At 46.7% G+C, this 19,038-nt stretch carries 16 protein-coding genes; 9 read left to right on the top strand and 7 right to left on the bottom strand.

Annotation, left to right across the window (positions count from 1 at the left end; translation table 11 throughout):
* Nucleotides 1-258: 258 nt before the first annotated feature.
* The 4 genes from ggt to rarD form a co-directional block, all read right to left on the bottom strand.
* Nucleotides 259-2,025, bottom strand: a complete 1,767-nt coding sequence (ggt, locus tag R7070_RS23395; RefSeq protein WP_151514361.1) for a gamma-glutamyltransferase — start codon at nt 2,023-2,025, stop codon at nt 259-261.
* A 111-nt stretch (nt 2,026-2,136) separates the two neighbouring features.
* Nucleotides 2,137-2,796 carry a LysE family translocator gene (locus tag R7070_RS23390; RefSeq protein ID WP_017633799.1) on the bottom strand — a complete coding sequence of 220 codons (660 nt, stop codon included), beginning with the start codon at nt 2,794-2,796 and terminating at the stop codon, nt 2,137-2,139.
* Nucleotides 2,797-2,887: 91 nt separating this feature from the next.
* Nucleotides 2,888-3,685: an AraC family transcriptional regulator gene (locus R7070_RS23385; protein WP_017633800.1), complete on the bottom strand. Its 798-nt coding sequence runs from the start codon at nt 3,683-3,685 to the stop codon at nt 2,888-2,890.
* Nucleotides 3,686-3,756: 71 nt separating this feature from the next.
* A complete protein-coding gene (rarD, locus tag R7070_RS23380; RefSeq protein WP_005382912.1) occupies nt 3,757-4,674 on the bottom strand; it encodes an EamA family transporter RarD in 918 nt (305 codons plus the stop codon).
* 178 nt (nt 4,675-4,852) lie between these two features.
* Between rarD and recQ the strand changes: the two genes are divergently transcribed.
* From recQ to R7070_RS23365, 3 genes are all read left to right on the top strand, one after another.
* Nucleotides 4,853-6,688: an ATP-dependent DNA helicase RecQ gene (gene recQ, locus R7070_RS23375; protein WP_005451195.1), complete on the top strand. Its 1,836-nt coding sequence runs from the start codon at nt 4,853-4,855 to the stop codon at nt 6,686-6,688.
* Nucleotides 6,689-6,697: 9 nt separating this feature from the next.
* The gene (locus R7070_RS23370) at nt 6,698-7,003 is read left to right on the top strand and encodes a DUF3630 family protein (protein ID WP_054575526.1); all 306 of its coding nucleotides are present in this window, start codon (nt 6,698-6,700) and stop codon (nt 7,001-7,003) included.
* 234 nt (nt 7,004-7,237) lie between these two features.
* Nucleotides 7,238-7,912, top strand: coding sequence for a 7-cyano-7-deazaguanine/7-aminomethyl-7-deazaguanine transporter (locus R7070_RS23365; RefSeq protein ID WP_005378770.1), 675 nt, complete (start codon nt 7,238-7,240; stop codon nt 7,910-7,912).
* Between the two features lie 222 nt (nt 7,913-8,134).
* Here the strand turns inward: R7070_RS23365 and R7070_RS23360 are convergent, their stop codons facing one another.
* From R7070_RS23360 to rhlB, 3 genes are all read right to left on the bottom strand, one after another.
* The gene (locus R7070_RS23360; protein WP_158173527.1) at nt 8,135-9,778 is read right to left on the bottom strand and encodes a sugar nucleotide-binding protein; all 1,644 of its coding nucleotides are present in this window, start codon (nt 9,776-9,778) and stop codon (nt 8,135-8,137) included.
* Between the two features lie 172 nt (nt 9,779-9,950).
* A complete protein-coding gene (gene gppA / locus R7070_RS23355; RefSeq protein WP_005382885.1) occupies nt 9,951-11,444 on the bottom strand; it encodes a guanosine-5'-triphosphate,3'-diphosphate diphosphatase in 1,494 nt (497 codons plus the stop codon).
* 19 nt (nt 11,445-11,463) lie between these two features.
* On the bottom strand, nt 11,464-12,783 hold the full coding sequence (rhlB, locus tag R7070_RS23350; protein WP_005378764.1) for an ATP-dependent RNA helicase RhlB: 1,320 nt from the start codon (nt 12,781-12,783) through the stop codon (nt 11,464-11,466).
* Nucleotides 12,784-12,894: 111 nt separating this feature from the next.
* Here rhlB and trxA point away from each other — a divergent pair, with 111 nt between their 5' ends.
* The 6 genes from trxA (at nt 12,895) to fre (ending at nt 18,715) form a co-directional block, all read left to right on the top strand.
* A complete protein-coding gene (trxA, locus tag R7070_RS23345; protein WP_004745500.1) occupies nt 12,895-13,221 on the top strand; it encodes a thioredoxin TrxA in 327 nt (108 codons plus the stop codon).
* Nucleotides 13,222-13,417: 196 nt separating this feature from the next.
* A complete protein-coding gene (rho, locus tag R7070_RS23340; protein WP_005378757.1) occupies nt 13,418-14,677 on the top strand; it encodes a transcription termination factor Rho in 1,260 nt (419 codons plus the stop codon).
* Nucleotides 14,678-14,783: 106 nt separating this feature from the next.
* On the top strand, nt 14,784-15,776 hold the full coding sequence (locus R7070_RS23335) for a hypothetical protein (protein ID WP_054575528.1): 993 nt from the start codon (nt 14,784-14,786) through the stop codon (nt 15,774-15,776).
* Between the two features lie 91 nt (nt 15,777-15,867).
* Entirely contained in the window at nt 15,868-17,721 is a 1,854-nt protein-coding gene (gene ubiD / locus R7070_RS23330) for a 4-hydroxy-3-polyprenylbenzoate decarboxylase (protein ID WP_239932485.1), read from the top strand.
* On the top strand, nt 17,718-17,987 hold the full coding sequence (locus tag R7070_RS23325; protein ID WP_009696789.1) for a 2Fe-2S iron-sulfur cluster-binding protein: 270 nt from the start codon (nt 17,718-17,720) through the stop codon (nt 17,985-17,987). The genes ubiD and R7070_RS23325 overlap by 4 nt, the downstream gene beginning before the upstream one ends.
* A gap of 14 nt (nt 17,988-18,001) precedes the next feature.
* Entirely contained in the window at nt 18,002-18,715 is a 714-nt protein-coding gene (gene fre, locus R7070_RS23320; RefSeq protein WP_033907312.1) for an NAD(P)H-flavin reductase, read from the top strand.
* Nucleotides 18,716-19,038: the final 323 nt, after the last annotated feature.

Here is a 19,038-nt window from a genome sequence, read left to right as displayed (position 1 = left end):
CTTCTTCCTGAAGTTCACCAAGTCCGTGGTGTTTCCTGTTCCGTGTCAGCATCCTTCCGACAGGTTTAATATTACGTGTTTAACGATTTCCAACAACGGGCTAATCTCACATTTTTTACTCTCTTAGCGTTCAAAAAAGATACATGAGTATTAAATTCAATGACTTACGCTCTTTGTTGTACGGTTTTACCATTAAAAAAGAGAGGTTTGCTCAACCCTTTGTGAGAGATCTCGCACAAGGGGTCGAGCGAAAGACTCTTACTGCCCGATAGCGGCACCTTCACGTCTCGGATCCGCAGCGCCTTCAAGACCGTCTTTTGTTATGCGTATCGCATGCAGACCAGAATTCAAATCCCGAACATCGGTTTTAAAACCCATCTTCTCCAGAGCAGGCTGTAAGCCCTCTGCGGCGGTACCTTGCTCAATATCTAAGGTGCCAAAACGGTTCAGCAATCGTGGCTGATTAATCGCGCTTTGGATGTCCATATCCCATTGCGTGTGGGCGATAATGGCTTGTGCGACGTAACCAATAATGCGGCTGCCACCTGGTGAGCCAATTGCCATGTAAGGTTTGTCATCCTTCATCATAATGGTTGGTGCCATGGATGAACGTGGGCGTTTGCCCGGTTCTAATCGGTTTGCGATTGGCACACCATCTTGATGCGTGCGGAAAGAGAAATCGGTCAGTTCGTTATTGAGCAAGAAGCCGCGCACCATCAAGCGTGAGCCAAAGGCGTTCTCGATGGTTGTTGTCATTGAAACCACATTGCCTTGCTTATCGACGATATTGAAATGGCTGGTGGAAGGCAACTCGATCGATTGGTCCATGCTTAAGTTCATGGCGTGCGACCAAGGAGGATTACCGGCTTCAGCCTTACTCAAGGCTTTACCGACTTGAATGAGCTCAGCACGTTGTTTGAGATAATCTTTATCAAGCAAGCCTTCGGTTGGCATTGGCACATAATCTTGGTCAGCCATGTATTTACCACGATCCGCGAACGCAAGGCGCGATGCATCGGCGATCACTTGCCATGATTTCGCGCTTTCGGCTCCCCAACCTTTAAGATCGTATTGCTCGGTGATCGCGAGAATCTGTCCAACCGTCAATGCGCCAGAGCTAGGTGGTCCCATGCCGCAGATATCATAGCTTTGATAAGCCGCACAAACCGGCTCACGTTGCTTGATTTGGAACGCATCAAAGTCAGGTTGTGCCAATACGCCAGGATTGCCCGGTGCATTCTGTACGGTCTTGATGATGTCTGTAGCGATATCGCCTTGATAGAAAGCTTTTGCCCCTTGCTCTGCAATTGCCGTCAGAGTTTGCGCGTATTCAGGGTTCTTCAACAACGTGCCTTCGGTTTTTGGTGAGCCGTCTGGATTGAAGAAGTAAGCCTTAGTCGCAGGGAAGCGTGATAGGCGCTTAGTATCTTTCTCAATCAGACTCGCGAGGCGAGGACTGACTTCGAAACCTTGCTCAGCCAAGGTAATCACGGGTTGGATGATCTTCTTCCATTCCAACTTGCCGTATTTCTGGTGTGTGTCCCACAGCAGTTTCACTGTTCCAGGAGTGGCAACGGAGCGCCCGCCGACAACCGCATCGTAAAATTGTAGGGGTTGTCCTTTTTCGTCTAAAAAGAGTTTCGGCGTCGCGGCGAGCGGTGCGGTTTCGCGTCCATCATACGTAGTCAGTTTTTGTTTCTCACTGTCCCAATAAACTAAGAAGGCGCCACCACCAATACCTGATGATTGCGGTTCTACCAAGCCCAGCATCAGCTGCACGGCAACCATAGCATCAATAGCATTACCACCTTGGGCAATAACATCCGCACCAGTTTGGGTTGCAATTGGGTTAGCAGCGGTAACCATATAATCTTTCGCTTTGACCAGTTGTTTTTGCTCGAAGCCAGTGCTGTGCTCCGGCGCAACCGCATCTGCTGCTTGGTTAGCAAAGGTTGGGGTAGATAAGACGAGTGGGGAAGTAAGAAAAAGACCCGTGGTCACGAGTCGGTTGAACGTCCAATGCATGATGACTCTCCATGTTGCCAGTTTTGTGCTTTGAGCTTGGCAGTTATGGAGAGTCACGTCGAGTCAGCAATCTTAGAAATGTCGATTGTGCTACGCTTTTAAATCAGTACTTTATCCGATAAAAGTATTGATAGTTTGGTATAGAATACTGCCGCCCACTAGAGTAAATACCACGCCGCATAGACCGTCGATGTAGATACCCGCTTGTTGCAATTTACGCTGTAAGCGCTGTGTCGACAGCATCCATGCAAGACTAGAGAACCAGAATAGCGACAAGCCAAACAGGATGACCAGTGCAATACCTTTGCCAGTAATCGACATACCTGCTGGGACTAAACTCGACATCAAACTGACAAAGAACACCAGGGCTTTTGGGTTAAGAATGTTGGTCGCAAACCCTTTAGCAAACGCTTGACGCTTATTGCTGATCACTAGGTTATTTTGCTTCTTAGGTTGATCCGTCTGTGGGTTTTGGATCATCGAGATCACGGCACGCAATGCGCCAATTCCTAAGTAGAGCAGGTAACTACCACCGAGCAGTTGTACCACGGAATACAGCACTGGGTGCTGGTGGACGACAAAACTCACACCTGTCAGGCTGAACAAAGAGTGCAGCAAAATACCGACGGACAATCCCAACGCAATGTACAAGCCAGTTTGACGACCATGACGCGTCGCATTTTGTACGACCAGCGCAAAGTCCGGACCTGGACTCATTAGGGCAATAAAGTGAATGCTGGCGAGTGTCAGCAATATGGTGGATTCATTCATAACACATCTCAAATTTAACCAATGCGGCTATTGTCGTGGTAAGTCACCTGTGGCGCTTGTAAAAAACTGACAGCTTTCTCGGTAAATGAAATTAACGAGCCACTTGAGAAGGGGAAACGCCGTAGGTCTGTTTAAACGCTTTGCTGAAATGCGCTTGATCGTAGAAACCGATCTGGTGGGCGACGTCGGTACCACATTGACCAGCTTGCAGTAACTTCATGCCTTGTTCAAGGCGCAGGCGTGCGAACCACGCATAAGGCGTCATGCCGGTTTGCGCTTTAAAGTGGCGCTGGAACTGAGTTGGGCTCAGTTGGCACAGCTCTGAAAGTGAATCCAAACGCACCGCTTGGTCAAGGTTAGCCATTAGATAATCTTTTAACGTCCCAAGCGATTGGTTTCCTAGCGGCACCACTTTTTGTCGCTCAAGCGATCCGTAGCGATCAAAAAGTTGGTTAAATCCTTCAAAAGGAAGGCAATCTTTAGTGAGTTGGCTGAGGTTTTCACGACGAAGTAGCCCGTGTAAGTTACTAAGTTGTGAAAATATCTGGGGATCCGAGATGATCAGTTCGTTGAAGTGTATTATTTGACCGTTTTTCTTAAGATCGGCTAGATCGCTCAATAGGTGAGGTTCGATCGCAAACACATTTACTTCGTAGCCACTCTCGAGCTTAGATTGCCCGTCGTGCAGCTCATCCGGCGGCATAATCACAATTTGCCCATGACCAACTTGGTGGCTGTTACCTTGGTATTGGAACTTCTGCGCACCATGCGTGATCAGGCCGAGATGAAAATCCAGATGGTAATGCCTTTGAAAAGCAAATTTCTGGTATTTCGCCTCTATTAGACTCAAGTTGTCATGGTCGGTTGCGTAGTACTGAATATGTTCCATTAAATAAAAAAGCTTGGTCACATTATGACCAAGCTTATCTGGCAATTTCTAACTTGTCTTGTAAAAAACGATCACTGTGGCTGAACGATTCGGCGTGAGCGACGGTTATTACGTAATCCATCAAAGCTAAACACGACTAGTGCTCCCCAAATAAAGACGAAAGTGATCGCTTTATCCATGGTAAAGGGTTCGCCATACATCAATACTGCAAGTAAAAACATTAAGCTTGGGCCTATATATTGGAAAAAGCCCAAAGTCGATAATTTGAGTCTTGTTGCTGCACCCGTAAAGCACAGCAGTGGCAGGGTTGTTATAACCCCAGCTGCGATCAACAAACTATTTAACGTAAGTGGATTCGTAAGCATATTTGAGGTTGGTGTATCGGCAACAAAAAGCAAATAAACAGCGGCCACTGGCAGTAGAAGTAATGTCTCAATAAACAAGCCAGTTTTTGCATCGACACTGACTTTCTTTCTTAATAAGCCATAAAAGCCGAAGCTCATTGCTAACGCCATCGCAACAACGGGTACGGAGCCAAATACAATCAGTTGAACGAGTACGCCACAACCTGCCAATACAACCGCGAACCACTGTAATTTACGCAGTCGCTCACCAAGGAAGACCATCCCGAGTAAGACGTTGATCAGTGGATTAATGTAATAACCTAAGCTGGCGTCGAGCATATGATTCGAGTTTACCGCCCAAATGAAAATCAACCAATTGCCGCCAATTAACATGGAACTTGCGATCAGGTAAGCGATTTTCGTTTTGTCTTTCGCGATGTGGTAAGCCGAGCGCCAGTGACGGCCAAAATGGAGGAGTGCAGCAAGCAAAAAGAAAGACCATATCACTCGGTGGCTGAGAATTTCCAAAGGAGATACTTGTGCGATGGACTTAAAGTACATCGGCGCAATGCCCCACATGGTATACGCGCCAATCGCTAGCAAGATGCCTTGCCGCGCGCGTTGTTGTTCGTCTTCTGGTGTCATGAAGTGTCACCTAATTGTGTGTTTTATAGAGCAGAAAATCAGTATACGAGTCGTGATGCGAAACACCTAACAATTTGCGGTTTTATTCACCATGAAACCCCATTACAATGTGCCCTCACTTTGTGTGCCAGTGGTATGCATAAGCACCTCTTTTTTAAGACCCAATCTGAGACTTTTCATGACCTCGACCTTGTTAGCCGAACAATCTGATTCGCCTGTAACGCCTCAACGTGTGTTGGAGGATGTGTTTGGTTACCAAGAGTTCCGTGATGGTCAGCAGTTGGTGATTGACGCTGCGGTAGAAGGTCGCGACAGCTTAGTTATCCTGCCTACTGGTGGCGGTAAGTCGCTGTGTTATCAAATCCCTGCTTTGGTTCGCTCTGGCATTACTTTGGTCATTTCTCCGCTTATCTCGTTGATGAAGGACCAAGTGGACCAGCTTAAAGCCAACGGTGTAGCGGCTGAGTGCATTAACTCGACCATGCCTCGCGAAGAGCTGCTCAGCGTGTATAACCGCATGCACACTGGTCATCTTAAGTTGGTGTACGTCTCGCCAGAACGCGTATTGATGCGTGATTTCATTGAGCGCTTGGAAAACCTGCCGTTATCGATGATTGCTGTCGATGAAGCGCACTGTATTTCCCAGTGGGGACACGATTTTCGTCCAGAATACGCCGCGCTTGGTCAACTCAAGCAGCAGTTTTCCCATGTGCCATTTATGGCGCTGACGGCGACGGCGGATGACGCAACGCGTCGAGATATTCTTGAGCGTCTGCAACTGAATAATCCAGAGGTTTATCTAGGCAGCTTCGACCGTCCCAACATTCGCTACAACTTAGTTGAGAAGCACAAGCCGGTTTCGCAAATCGTTCGTTATCTTGAAACCCAAAAAGGTAATTGCGGCATCATCTATTGTGGTAGCCGTAAGAAAGTTGAGATGGTGACCGAGAAGCTGTGCAACAACCACATTCGTGCTGCTGGTTATCACGCAGGTATGGACGCCGATGAGCGCGCTTACGTTCAAGAAGCTTTCCAACGCGATGATATCCAAATCGTGGTGGCGACCGTGGCATTCGGTATGGGCATCAACAAACCAAACGTGCGCTTTGTGGTTCACTTTGATATCCCGCGCAATATCGAGTCCTACTATCAGGAAACGGGTCGTGCAGGGCGTGATGGTCTGCCTGCGGAAGCGATGATGTTGTATGACCCGGCGGACATCAGTTGGCTGCGTCGTATGTTGGATGAGAAAGACGATGGTCCACAGAAGCAGGTGGAAACCCACAAACTGAATGCGATGAGTGCCTTTGCTGAGGCGCAGACTTGTCGTCGTCAGGTGCTATTGAATTACTTTGGTGAGTATCGTGAGAAGCCATGTGGCAACTGCGATATTTGCTTAGATCCACCGAAACACTTTGATGCCACGGAAGAAGCGCGTAAGGCGCTATCTTGTGTGTACCGTGTTAATCAGAGCTTTGGTATGGGTTACGTAGTGGAAGTGCTACGTGGCATGCAAAACATTCGTGTACGTGAAAACGGGCACGATAAGATTTCTACCTACGCGATAGGGCGCGACCATAGCCACGATTACTGGGTGAGTATCTTCCGTCAGTTAATCCACAAAGGGCTGTTGTTCCAAAACATTACACGCAATTCAACGCTACAACTTACCGAAGAAGCGCGTCCGCTGTTGCGTGGCGATGTGACTCTAGAGTTAGCGGTTCCGCGTTTAGACACCGCAGCACGTGCAGCGAAGTCGGACAAACTGACCAGCAAGAACTACGACAAAAAGCTGTTTGCTAAGTTACGTAAGCTGCGTAAGTCGATTGCTGATGAAGATGGTTTGCCACCATACGTGGTCTTCAGTGACGCGACTCTGATTGATATGGCGGAAATTCTGCCAACGTCTTACGGCGAAATGCTGGCAGTCAGCGGTGTTGGTCAGCGCAAACTAGAGAAGTACGCCGACCCATTCCTTGATTTGATTCAAGAACACATTACTCACCACGGATAAGGAACCAAGATGCAAAAGGAATTTGGCTTAGCGGACTACATGGCACAAGAAGGTCGCTTAATCATTACTGCGCCGAGCTTTGACCTTGATAGCTTTCCTGCTTTAGGTGAGCGTTTAGTCGGCTTGCTTTCTGCTACTGTGGTTGAAAAACAATGGGATGCGGATATTCACTCTTGGCTGATCGACTTTGAAGGTTGCCGACTGTTTATGAAAGCAGAGCATTACAGCGAAGCGATTTGGTTTGAAGCGTTAGCGATTGAAGAGAGCAGGGAAGAGTTGGAGTATCTTGCAGGATTGTTCCAGCGCGGCTTCTAAAAATAGAATTTTTCTTGAAAGGGTGTTTCACATGAAACACCCTTTTTTATGCTTAAACGTTTGCGTCAAACAGACGACTTGCGGCGAAAAGTGGTTAATGTATAATCGCCCACCGCTTCGCTCAGAAAGAGCCAAGCCAGTTTATTTTTCATTTTACATTGTTGGTAAGAGCCACTTTATTCAGTGACTCGATTTGGGTTCCCTCACCCCCAAACCAAACTAAAAAGGTATCGCATGAGTAACTTTACCCCTGCGCAGCAGCGCAACGCCCTTATCTATCTGGTTCTATTCCACCTAGTCATTATTGCATCTAGCAATTACCTAGTTCAGCTACCGTTTACTATTTTCGGTTTCCATACCACTTGGGGTGCATTCACTTTCCCATTTATCTTCTTAGCGACTGACTTAACTGTGCGTATTTTCGGTGCTCAGTTGGCACGTAAGATCATCTTCTTAGTGATGTTGCCTGCTTTGGCAGTGTCTTACTTCTTATCGGTGGTGTTCTTCGAAGGTCAATTCCAAGGTTTTGGCCACCTAGGGGAATTTAACTTATTCGTTGCTCGTATCGCGATTGCTAGCTTCATGGCGTACCTACTTGGTCAGATCATGGATGTGCATGTGTTCAACCGCCTACGTCAAATGAAGCAATGGTGGGTGGCACCAACGTGTTCAACGCTTTTCGGTAATGCACTTGATACCATCGCTTTCTTCGCCATTGCGTTCTACCAAAGCCCAGATCCATTTATGGCTGAGCATTGGACGGAAATCGCGCTGGTGGATTACGGCTTCAAACTGATTATTAGTCTTGGTTTGTTCGTTCCTATGTATGGCGTACTACTGAATTACCTAATTAAGAAGCTGACTGCGGTGAACCCTGACTTTAAGGTGACCACAAGCGTTCAGTCTTAATATCAGTGGGAACCCCGAAAGCCGCTTGCTCAAATCAAGCGGCTTTTTTGTGCTTGTTTACTTGGGTTTAGAGCGTTTTGTACAGCGTGGGGAGTAATTAGATCATGGGTGTCCAAAAGCTTCCTGAGCTGTACGAAGGTAAAAATGAGCAGTAAAAAAGGTCCCGAGTGAGACCTTTTAATCGAAGATACGGAACGTAGAGGAAGCACGCTGGTGAAATGGCTAACAGAGCATCCTCTCAATCAAAATGGCTTTTTGAGCATCGAAGGCGCCAAGTCGCAGGCCTTTCTCCCAACTGATGCTTTGATTGAACATCGCCAACATCAAACCGACACTGCGTTGATTGGCATCCTGCCAGCAATCAGACTCGCTGTACTCTCCATCATTTATCGCGTTGCCATTAACGAGAATGGGCTCGAAACGCCATTTTTCTCCGACACGGTAGTAGCCTTTGCTGGTTAAGGTCTGGTTGGATTGAATCGTTAGATTGTGCTCGATGCCCGGTTCACCTGTTAGTTCAAATACAAACCTTAGCTGGTGGTCGTCACATTGCAGCTCAACGATCAGTTGGCCGTTTTCCTCAACCAGTGTTGATTGAGAGTAGTCTCCGAAGCAATGCAGCAACCAAGAAATAGGGTGGCTAGCTGTCTCAAGAAACCACTCTTTGAGCGTGAAGGTGCCTGGTAGATTAACTTGGGTGACTAGATTGACCACACAAGGTTGGGTTTGCGAGGCGAGCCACTTCTCTATCGTCTTGGCGGTCTCTAGCTGAGCAAAGGCGTAATTAACCAATAGGTTGGAGTTCGGTTGCTGCCAGTGAGTGATGTCGGAATTCAATCCCACCAATGGCTTTTCACAAATTAGCTTGGTTGAACCTAACTTCTTAATTATCTCTGCATGAGTATGCGCAGGTGTCGCGATTGTCACTACATCAAGTTGCTTGAGTGCGCTGATGTTCGTTTCTGCCTTTGGGATTGCTTCTTCACTGCACGCTTGCTGAAGCGGTTCTATTTGGTTGGCGCATAACGTTGTGACCGATACACCATTGTTTCGATAGTGGGGAATGTGCGTGCGTCCCCAGTTGATTCCTATGATGCCGGCTTGCTGGATTTGCTCTGGTTTGTTGAAACGTTCACTCAATGGCGGCAAGGCAATTCGTTCATCGGTTAGACGTTGGTCATGGTGATAGTCATTGCTTGGCAGCACTTGCCATGGCTTGTTGTAATGCTGTTTGAGTGCACAAACGAGTTCGTAGAAATTCCACTTATCCTTTAAGTTGCTATCAAGATGGTATAAACCGGCTTCGTTCCGCTCAATAAGCTGCAAAAAGGCGAGTGCAGTATCGTCCATATGAGAAGTCGCGGGATACCAAGCTGTGCTAGCGGTAATAACGCCGTACTCTTCATGTTGGCGGTCGAGATGCGCCAACATGTTATTGCCTTCTGCTTGGTGATGGAGCTGCCAACCAATTCGAGCAACCATCGCATCTGGATTTGCTTGCCAGATTGCATCTTCACAACGAACTTTGTATTTGCCGTAATCATCTTGGGTGTTTCTTTCTTCAAAGATGCCATAAGGCCCGTTTTTTGTGGCATCAAATACCATTGCTGTGCTGACAAAGAGGTAAGGAATATTATGGCGTTTGCATTGCTCACCAAGCCACGCTGCCCACTCTTCACTTCCCATCGCCATATGGCACACCGCATTGATGTGGTGTTGCTGCCAAAATTGTTCACTTTGCTGTAGATCATCCGGCGGGATTTGGTGGTGATTCCACTCCAATATGTTCCAGCCGCGTAGGTGAAACTGATGAGCGACTTTTGGGGCGAGGGTGCCAGTTAAGCCAGTCATTAAAACGGTTTTCATGATGGTGCATCTTGGTTGGCTAAATTGTGTTTATCAATAAAGCATGGCTGTTTTTCGATGTAGAGCGGAGAAGCTGAGATTTTTGCTGGGCAGCACGTTTTGTAGGGGAAGTAGATGCAAAAAAGCCCAAGCGAACGCCTGGGCTTTAGTATTGTAAGGCAGTGATATTCGCTTATTTTGCTACGATATTTAATGGCCAGCCGATGTCTGTCTGACGGTTGGATTCAATTTCCAACTCAGCCGCAGTCAGTGGGTTTTTCTCTAGCCATTGCGCATCAATGTGTAACGTTAGATTGTCGCCTTCAACTGTTAGAGTCACATTTGGCTCTAGATCAGGATTGCGACGATGGCTGAGTAGAACCGCAAGACGCAACAGTCTCAATACTCGTTTGGCACTTGAGCCTGATAATGCATGCTGCTCAGGTAAAGAAGTGAGCTGTTCGCGATAGCGACGAGCCACTTCACCAATAAAGAACTTCTGTGCGCGCGTGTAACCAGGCAGATCCAAATTCTGTAGCAAGTAAGCACTATGCTCTCCGCCTTTTTTGAAATCGATAGTTAAGCCAATTTCATGCAGTTTTGCGGCGGTCTCGAGTAATATCTTGCCCTGAGGCTCTGTAATCCACTCATCGCCCCCAGCTTGCTGTAAAAGCGTGTGTGCCAGAGTAGCGACTTGTTCGCCGTATTGGTGATCGAGCTGATAGCGATTTTGTACGCTAGCGATAGTGCGGGCACGAATGTCTTCTTGGCGAAGCTCTTCAACCATCTCATACACTAAGCCTTCGCGTAGTGCGCCGCCAGCGAGTGTCATAGCATCGATTTCAAGCAATTCAAAAACGGCAATCAAAATAGAGAGGCCACTAGGGAACACTAATGCCCGCTCAAGTGTTAAGCCTTCAATATCGAGCTCTTCTAAATGGTCGGCCAACATGGCTTGCTTCTGTAGACGCTTGAGTTTGGAGTGAGTGATTACTTCGTCCATGCCTTGCGCCAGCATTATCTCTTGCAATGCCTGAACAGTGCCTGATGCACCAACACACACATCCCAACCAATTTCTGTATAACGTTCTAAAATCGGCTGAATGGTCTGTTTCGCTCCTTCAATTGCCGCGTCAAAGTTACGAGCATTCAATTGGCGATCTTTAAAGAAGTTTTCAAGCCAAGTCACGCAGCCCATTTTTAAGCTGGTCAGTGCTTTGGCTTCGAAACCTTCACCGATAATCAGTTCGGTACTTGCTCCACCGATATCGACTACAAGGCGACGACCACTACCGCCAGAGGTGTGAGCGACACCTTTATAGATAGTGGCAGCTTCTTCTTCACCAGTAATCACTTCGATAGGCTGGCCTAGAATTTGGTTAGCCTTTTCTAAAAACACATCTACATTGGTCGCGGTACGTAATGTTGCAGTACCGACGATGCGAATGTTTTGTTTAGGAATGTCCTGCAAGCGTTCCGCAAATAGACTTAAGCAGTCCCATCCTCGCTGCATAGCTTCCATACTAAGAGAATTATGTTCATCTAAGCCCGCTGCTAGACGAACTTTGCGCTTAATTTTAGCCATTGTTTGAACGCTGCCATCGATGTGACGCACAACGAGCATGTGAAAACTGTTCGACCCGAGGTCGATGGCGGCATATAGCGGTGATGATCCTGCTTGACTCATAAACGAACTCAGTTTCCTATTACGATTGTTTTGGTGCCGATTGACGCGGTTGGCGTGGACGACGTCCCTGCGGCTTACGGTTACCAGAACCAGAACGGGTACCGCCAGTATTCGTGCGGCGCTGTTGGTTGCGTGGTGCACGCATACGAATCGGAGCCGGTAGATCTTGAATCAGTGCCGACGAATCGTACTCTGAAACTGGGATTGTATGCTCAATGTATTCTTCGATTGCTGGTAGGTTAACCGCGTACTCTTCACAAGCAAAACTGATCGAATGGCCGCTCGCACCAGCGCGACCAGTACGGCCAATACGGTGAACATAATCTTCACAGTCGTCAGGAAGGTCGTAGTTGAAAACGTGCGTTACCTGAGGAATATGCAGGCCACGCGCTGCAACGTCAGTTGCAACTAAGATGTCGACATCACCTTTAGTGAATTGCTCAAGAATCTTCTCACGCTTCTTCTGCGGTACATCGCCAGTAAGAAGGCCTACACGGTGTCCATCGGCAGCCAAATGTCCCCAAACCGATTCACACTTATGCTTGGTATTGGCAAAAATGATAGCGCGATCTGGCCACTCTTCTTCAATTAGTGTTTGAAGCAGCGCCATTTTGTCTTCATTCGAAGGATAGAAAAGCTCTTCCTGGATACGGTGGCCAGTTTTTTGTTCTGGTTCGACAACGACATGCTCAGGAGTATTCATGTGTTCGAATGCCAGTTCTTGAACGCGGTAAGACAGCGTTGCTGAGAACAGCATGTTCAAACGCTCTTTTGGCTCAGGCATACGACGGAACAAGAAGCGAATGTCTTTAATAAAGCCAAGATCGAACATGCGGTCGGCTTCGTCCAGAACAACAGCTTGAATGTTGTTGAGGTTAAATACGCGCTGTTTGTAGAAATCGATGATACGGCCTGTTGTTCCGATCAGAATATCTACGCCGTCTTGCAGTTTCGCAAGTTGCTTGTCGTAGCTTTCACCACCGTAAGCTAGAGCGGTTTTTAGACCTGTGCTTTCAGTTAATGATTCTGCATCATTGTAAATCTGAATAGCGAGCTCACGTGTAGGCGCCATAATAATTGCGCGTGGCTGTGTAGGCTTACGACCTTCATGTTCCGGAGTCGTCAGAAGGTGGTTGAACGTAGCAGTAAGAAACGCGAGCGTTTTACCAGTACCCGTTTGGGCCTGGCCTGCGATGTCTTGGCCGGTGAGCAGGACCGGCAACGCCAAGGCTTGGATAGGGGTACAAAATTCGAACCCTTTTTTGTCCAATCCTTCAATAACTTGGGGCTTTAAGCCCAAATCGGCGAACTTTTGCTCTGTGATATGCGTCTTTTTCATGGCTATAGAATATCAGCTAAAGCTTGCAATACGAAAGTAAATACATTCCAATAGGGCATCTAATTACTGGTTATCATCCAACCAGTTTCGAAAAACACATTGGAGTGGAAGATGAGTGATAAGATTTTGCAGCTAACTGATGACGGTTTTGAAAACGATGTAATCAACGCTGCAGGCCCGGTTCTAGTGGATTTTTGGGCAGAATGGTGTGGTCCTTGTAAAATGATCGCTCCTATTTTGGACGAAATCGCAGACGAGTACGAAGGCAAACTCACTATCGGTAAACTAAACATCGACCATAACGCAGGTACACCACCTAAGTTTGGTATTCGCGGCATTCCAACGCTATTACTATTTAAAGATGGTAACGTAGCGGCAACGAAAGTAGGTGCTCTGTCTAAAACTCAACTAAAAGAGTTCCTAGACGCAAACTTATAATCACCAAGTGATTACAGATAAAACCGTGCAAAGTTACAATGCACGGTTTTGTTTTTCTAACTCTGGACTAGAATACTAATTAGTGCTAACTTATCGCGCGTTAATTGAACAAATTTCTCTTCTTGGTCGATCCTGAGACCAAATCCATCTTAACTAGAAAACAGATCTTATTTTGACTAAACAAGAATCCACCACCATGAACCTTACCGAACTGAAGAACAGACCTGTGTCTGACCTTGTAAAACTGGGCGAAAGCTTAGGATTAGAGAACCTAGCTCGCTTAAGAAAACAAGACATCATCTTCGCGATTTTAAAAGCGCACGCGAAAGGCGGCGAAGACATCTTTGGCGATGGGGTTCTGGAAATTCTGCAAGACGGCTTTGGTTTCCTACGCAGTGCAGATAGTTCATACCTTGCGGGTCCGGACGATATCTACGTATCACCAAGTCAGATTCGTCGCTTTAACCTACGTACTGGTGACTCTATCGCTGGTAAAATTCGTCCACCAAAAGACGGTGAACGTTACTTTGCCCTTCTAAAAGTCAATACCGTTAACGACGATAAACCAGACAACGCCCGTAACAAGATCCTATTTGAAAACCTTACCCCTCTACATGCGAATGAGCGCATGGTTATGGAGCGTGGTAACGGTTCAACAGAAGACATTACAGCACGTGTTTTAGACTTGGCATCGCCAATCGGTAAAGGTCAACGTGGTCTGATTGTTGCTCCGCCTAAAGCGGGTAAAACAATGCTTCTGCAAAACATCGCGCAAAGCATCGCGTACAACCACCCAGAGTGTGAGTTGATGGTTCTTCTTATCGACGAACGTCCAGAAGAAGTAACTGAGATGCAGCGCCTAGTTAAAGGTGAAGTGGTTGCGTCGACTTTCGATGAGCCAGCATCGCGTCACGTACAAGTAGCGGAAATGGTGATCGAGAAAGCAAAACGTCTTGTTGAACATAAGAAAGACGTGGTTATCTTGCTTGACTCTATCACTCGTCTAGCTCGTGCTTACAACACCGTAGTGCCTTCATCAGGTAAAGTACTAACTGGTGGTGTGGATGCAAACGCATTACATCGTCCTAAGCGTTTCTTCGGTGCTGCACGTAACGTAGAAGAAGGCGGCAGCCTAACTATCATCGCAACGGCACTAGTAGATACTGGTTCTAAAATGGATGAAGTTATCTACGAAGAGTTCAAGGGTACAGGTAACATGGAACTGCACTTGAACCGTAAGATTGCTGAGAAGCGTGTATTCCCTGCGATTGACTTCAACCGCTCAGGTACACGTCGTGAAGAGCTACTGACGAAGACTGACGAACTACAGAAGATGTGGATTCTGCGTAAGATCGTTCACCCAATGGGCGAAATCGACGCAATGGAATTCCTAATCGATAAGCTAGCGATGACGAAGACCAACGATGAGTTCTTCGATGCGATGCGTCGTCAATAGTCTCAGATAAGTTATTCTGCGAAAAGCCACCGTATATCGGTGGCTTTTTTATTGCTTTCTCCCGATAGAAGTATCAGAATGAAGGAAATGTTATCGGGAGGTTAACATGCAACAAGGAATGTTGTCGTCATTACTCCTGAGCTTGTCACTTATCACTCTACCTGCGACATTATCTGCCAAGGAAATGCATGAGTCTGTAGTAGAGCAGTGGCTTCAGGATACTCAAATACAGGCTAAAGTCTCTGAACTGCTTGATTACGCTGTCAGAGATGAAGTCGACTCGCTTAAATTTGCCCTTGATAGACTTGCTTTGCCTCAACAAGAGGTGGTGCGCTTTCAATTATTGGAAAAGCTTGAAAAGCAAGATGTGATTCTCACGCCTCGAATGGCTCTGTTTGTTGAGTCCCAGATCCGTATGACCCCGACTTATCAAGTGTTAGAGCGAGGTGATGGGTATGAATTTAGTGTACCCGCTTTTAACTTTCCCGTTATTGCGAGTCGCTTGATTAAGCGTTGGAAACAAGACCAAAGTACCTTGGACTTTGTCTTACAAGCTGAACGAAGAGAGCTTAACTTAAAGCAATGGCTTACAGGGCCATCTCAACAAGCTCAAGCGCGTGAAGCGCTTTTGATTCGAGAGTTAGACAGTTTATCACCCAACGCGCTTGCTGCATTAGCGGCCCAGTTAACCAAAGCAAATGTGACCAGTTGGTTACCCTCGACGGCCGTGATAGTCAGGTTGGCACAAGTTAGTCAGGATGAGGAAGTGTACAACTTACTCTGGCGGATGAAAGCCGATTACAACAGCCAGTCCGAACTTGAGCGTTTAGCTGCGGTTGGAGACGTTTTTTCCATTCAGCAATTGATGAATGCCACAGTTAACCCATCACTCAAGCCAGAAGCTATTAGTCTACTTACAAAATCTAACCCTCTATCTCCGCAAGTAAAGCAGTTTCTAGTTAGAAAAATGGCGTTATCAGAAGAAGCAACCATGGTTGCTCGAGAGCTTGCTCAACAAGGGCATCAAACCTGGTTGGAAGAGTTAGTATCTTCGAACCATCAGATAAAGACTCGGCAGATTGAACAAGTATTAAAGTAATCTTGCTCACATACCCACACAAAATAGGAGGATCTTAGCGTCCTCCTATTTGTTATACTGCGGACAGTTTAATCAGCCAGCATGAAGGCCTATGAGTTTTAAGGATTTACGCGAATTTATCGACCACCTAGAACAGAAAGGTCGACTTAAACGCATCACTCACCCTGTCGATCCCGCTTATGAAATGACAGAAATCAGCGACCGCACCTTGCGTGCTGGTGGACCTGCGCTGTTGTTTGAGAACCCAATCGGCTACGACGTACCTGTTTTGACTAACCTGTTTGGTACACCAGAGCGTGTCGCAATCGGCATGGGACGTGAAGACGTTAAAGAATTAAGAGAAGTCGGTAAGCTGCTGGCTTATTTAAAAGAACCTGAGCCACCAAAAGGCTTCAAAGACGCTTTAGAAAAACTGCCTGTGTTCAAACAAGTATTGAACATGCCGGCTAAGCGTTTACGTAAAGCACCATGCCAAGACATTGTTTGGCAAGGTGATGAAGTCGACTTGGATAAAATTCCGGTAATGAGCTGCTGGGCAGAAGATGTAGCGCCGCTGCTTACTTGGGGCTTAACCGTAACCAAAGGTCCAAGTAAGAAACGTCAGAACCTAGGCATTTACCGTCAGCAGAAAATTGCCAAGAACAAAATCATCATGCGTTGGTTAGCCCATCGTGGTGGTGCGCTTGATCTGCGCGATTGGATGGAAACCAACCCAGGTAAACCTTTCCCAGTTTCGGTCGCGTTTGGTGCAGACCCAGCAACCATTCTTGGCGCAGTAACACCAGTGCCAGATACGCTATCGGAATACGCATTTGCAGGTTTGCTACGTGGAAGCAAAACGGAAGTCGTGAAGTCAGTCAGCAACGATTTGGAAGTGCCAGCGAGCGCGGAAATCGTGATGGAAGGCTATATCGACCCGAACGAGTTTGCTGATGAAGGTCCTTACGGTGACCACACTGGCTACTATAACGAAAAAGAAAAGCACCACGTATTTACTATTACGCACATTACTATGCATAAAGACCCTATTTATCACAGCACCTACACAGGTCGTCCGCCAGATGAACCAGCTGTATTGGGTGTGGCATTAAACGAAGTGTTTGTGCCTATTCTGCAAAAGCAATTCCCAGAGATTGAAGACTTCTATCTTCCGCCAGAAGGTTGTTCGTACCGAATGGCCGTCGTCACCATGAAGAAGCAGTACCCAGGACATGCCAAGCGCGTAATGATGGGCGTGTGGTCTTTCTTACGTCAATTCATGTATACCAAGTTTGTTATTGTGTGCGATGAATCGGTAAACGCACGAGATTGGAATGATGTCGTGAAAGCCATGTCAGAGCATATGGATCCTGTACGTGATACCTTGATGATAGATAACACGCCAATCGACTCGCTCGACTTTGCTTCACCAGTGGTTGGGCTTGGCTCCAAAATGGGCTTGGATGCGACCATTAAATGGGATGCCGAGCTGGCGACGCGAACCGAGGTCACTGAGCGAGACAGCAAAGCGATTACCGAAGCAGAACTAAATGAGTTGAAACAGCAACGCCCTGAGATTGTTGACGTCTATCTTCCAGTTACAGCAAACAACCAATTTGCTGTCGTGACTATGAAGAAAGACCAAGCTGGTCAATCCCAAGAATTGATGGAACATCTATGGGGCTTCTTTGCTCAGTACACGGATAACAAATTCATCATTTTGTGCGACGATGACGTTAATGCACGAGATTGGAATGACATCATTTGGGCGGTGACAACTCGAATGGACCCAGATAGAGACACGATTCAAGTGCTTGGTAAGACTGAGAGTTCATCCAAATTAGGACTGGATGCGACCAACAAGTTCGAATCTGAAGTCACGCGCGAGTGGGGTACGCCTATCAAAAAAGATCCTAAACTTGTGGCTAAAGTCGATGAGATTTGGGACCAGTTAGGTATTCTATGAGTCATCAAGTCCACCTTCTACCAATGGACGTTACATTCCAAGTAAAAGAAGGGGAGACGGTGTTAGAAGCTGCGCTCAACAACAATATTCGCTTCCCACACCGTTGCCAAGTTGGCGCTTGCGCCATGTGCATGTGTAAAAAGCTAACGGGCGAGGTGAGCTATCACCTCGAACCTATGCTAACCGAAAAAGAGCAACAGCAAGGTTGGATATTCCCTTGCCAAGCCTATACAGAAAGTAATTTAGTGCTTACTTTTGACGAGTAAGCGAGAGGAACACCATGACCATCCAATGTAAAGTAAAGTCTATTCAGCCGTTAGCTTGTAATACTTACCAAATCCTTCTTCATCCAGAATCACCAGTGCCTTTTAAAGCGGGTCAGTACCTAATGGTGGTGATGGGTGAAAAAGACAAACGTCCTTTCTCTATCGCAAGCAGTCCTTGTCGTCATGAAGGTGAACTTGAACTGCACATCGGTGCGGCGGAACACAACGCTTATGCACAAGAAGTTGTCGAAGCAATGCAAGCGGCGCTTGAAACTGATGGTCAGATTGAAATTGATGCGCCACATGGCGATGCTTGGGTTCAAGAAGATAGTGAACGCCCGCTGTTATTGATCGCTGGTGGTACAGGTTTTAGTTACGTACGTTCGATTCTGGATCATTGCGTAGCGCAGAATAAAACCAATCCTATCTATTTATATTGGGGGGCGCGCGATAACTGCCAGCTTTATGCTAAAGACGAACTGGTCGAGATTGCCGACAAGTTTGCCAATGTTCATTTTGTGCCAGTAGTAGAAGAAGCTCCTGCAGACTGGCAAGGTAAAGTTGGTAACGTGCTACAAGCTGTAGCTGAAGATTTCGAAAGCTTAGAAAACTACGATATCTATATTGCAGGTCGTTTTGAAATGGCTGGCGCAGCACGTGAACAGTTCACTCAGAACAAGAAAGCGAAGAGCGAACGTATGTTCGCAGACGCGTACGCATTCATTTAAATACGGCTTTTAAGGCAGAAAAAGAGGGTTTTTTACCCTCTTTTTTGCTTTTTTGATGAAATAGTCATCGAACAGTCATTTTTTTCCATTTTTTTTCAAAAAAGGGTTGCGAACGGATCTGAGTTCCCTATAATGCGCATCCACCGACACGGCAGACGCGATAAGGCTTCAGCAGGGTCGGAGAGGTGAAAGCTTCTACGAAAAATAAAATTGAAAAAAAGTGTTTGACACTCTCAGTTATCTCGTTAGAATGCACCTCCGCTTTGAGAGAAAAACTTCTCGCAAAGCAAGCTCTTTAACAATATAGACCTATCAATCTGTGT

This window comes from Vibrio sp. 1557, from assembly GCF_033340175.1.
GTDB classification, from domain to species: Bacteria; Pseudomonadota; Gammaproteobacteria; order Enterobacterales; family Vibrionaceae; genus Vibrio; species Vibrio alginolyticus.
The sequence above is the reverse complement of the archived record's forward strand: the minus strand, read 5'-3'. Positions and strand labels throughout refer to the sequence as shown.

What these genes read in the sequence shown, in the direction of transcription:
- ggt (WP_151514361.1), bottom strand. Translation starts at nt 2,025, where the DNA reads ATGCATTGGACGTTCAACCGACTCGTGACCACGGGTCTTTTTCTTACT.
- R7070_RS23390 (WP_017633799.1), bottom strand. Translation starts at nt 2,796, where the DNA reads ATGAATGAATCCACCATATTGCTGACACTCGCCAGCATTCACTTTATT.
- R7070_RS23385 (WP_017633800.1), bottom strand. Translation starts at nt 3,685, where the DNA reads ATGGAACATATTCAGTACTACGCAACCGACCATGACAACTTGAGTCTA.
- rarD (WP_005382912.1), bottom strand. Translation starts at nt 4,674, where the DNA reads ATGACACCAGAAGACGAACAACAACGCGCGCGGCAAGGCATCTTGCTA.
- recQ (WP_005451195.1), top strand. Translation starts at nt 4,853, where the DNA reads ATGACCTCGACCTTGTTAGCCGAACAATCTGATTCGCCTGTAACGCCT.
- R7070_RS23370 (WP_054575526.1), top strand. Translation starts at nt 6,698, where the DNA reads ATGCAAAAGGAATTTGGCTTAGCGGACTACATGGCACAAGAAGGTCGC.
- R7070_RS23365 (WP_005378770.1), top strand. Translation starts at nt 7,238, where the DNA reads ATGAGTAACTTTACCCCTGCGCAGCAGCGCAACGCCCTTATCTATCTG.
- R7070_RS23360 (WP_158173527.1), bottom strand. Translation starts at nt 9,778, where the DNA reads ATGAAAACCGTTTTAATGACTGGCTTAACTGGCACCCTCGCCCCAAAA.
- gppA (WP_005382885.1), bottom strand. Translation starts at nt 11,444, where the DNA reads ATGAGTCAAGCAGGATCATCACCGCTATATGCCGCCATCGACCTCGGG.
- rhlB (WP_005378764.1), bottom strand. Translation starts at nt 12,783, where the DNA reads ATGAAAAAGACGCATATCACAGAGCAAAAGTTCGCCGATTTGGGCTTA.
- trxA (WP_004745500.1), top strand. Translation starts at nt 12,895, where the DNA reads ATGAGTGATAAGATTTTGCAGCTAACTGATGACGGTTTTGAAAACGAT.
- rho (WP_005378757.1), top strand. Translation starts at nt 13,418, where the DNA reads ATGAACCTTACCGAACTGAAGAACAGACCTGTGTCTGACCTTGTAAAA.
- R7070_RS23335 (WP_054575528.1), top strand. Translation starts at nt 14,784, where the DNA reads ATGCAACAAGGAATGTTGTCGTCATTACTCCTGAGCTTGTCACTTATC.
- ubiD (WP_239932485.1), top strand. Translation starts at nt 15,868, where the DNA reads ATGAGTTTTAAGGATTTACGCGAATTTATCGACCACCTAGAACAGAAA.
- R7070_RS23325 (WP_009696789.1), top strand. Translation starts at nt 17,718, where the DNA reads ATGAGTCATCAAGTCCACCTTCTACCAATGGACGTTACATTCCAAGTA.
- fre (WP_033907312.1), top strand. Translation starts at nt 18,002, where the DNA reads ATGACCATCCAATGTAAAGTAAAGTCTATTCAGCCGTTAGCTTGTAAT.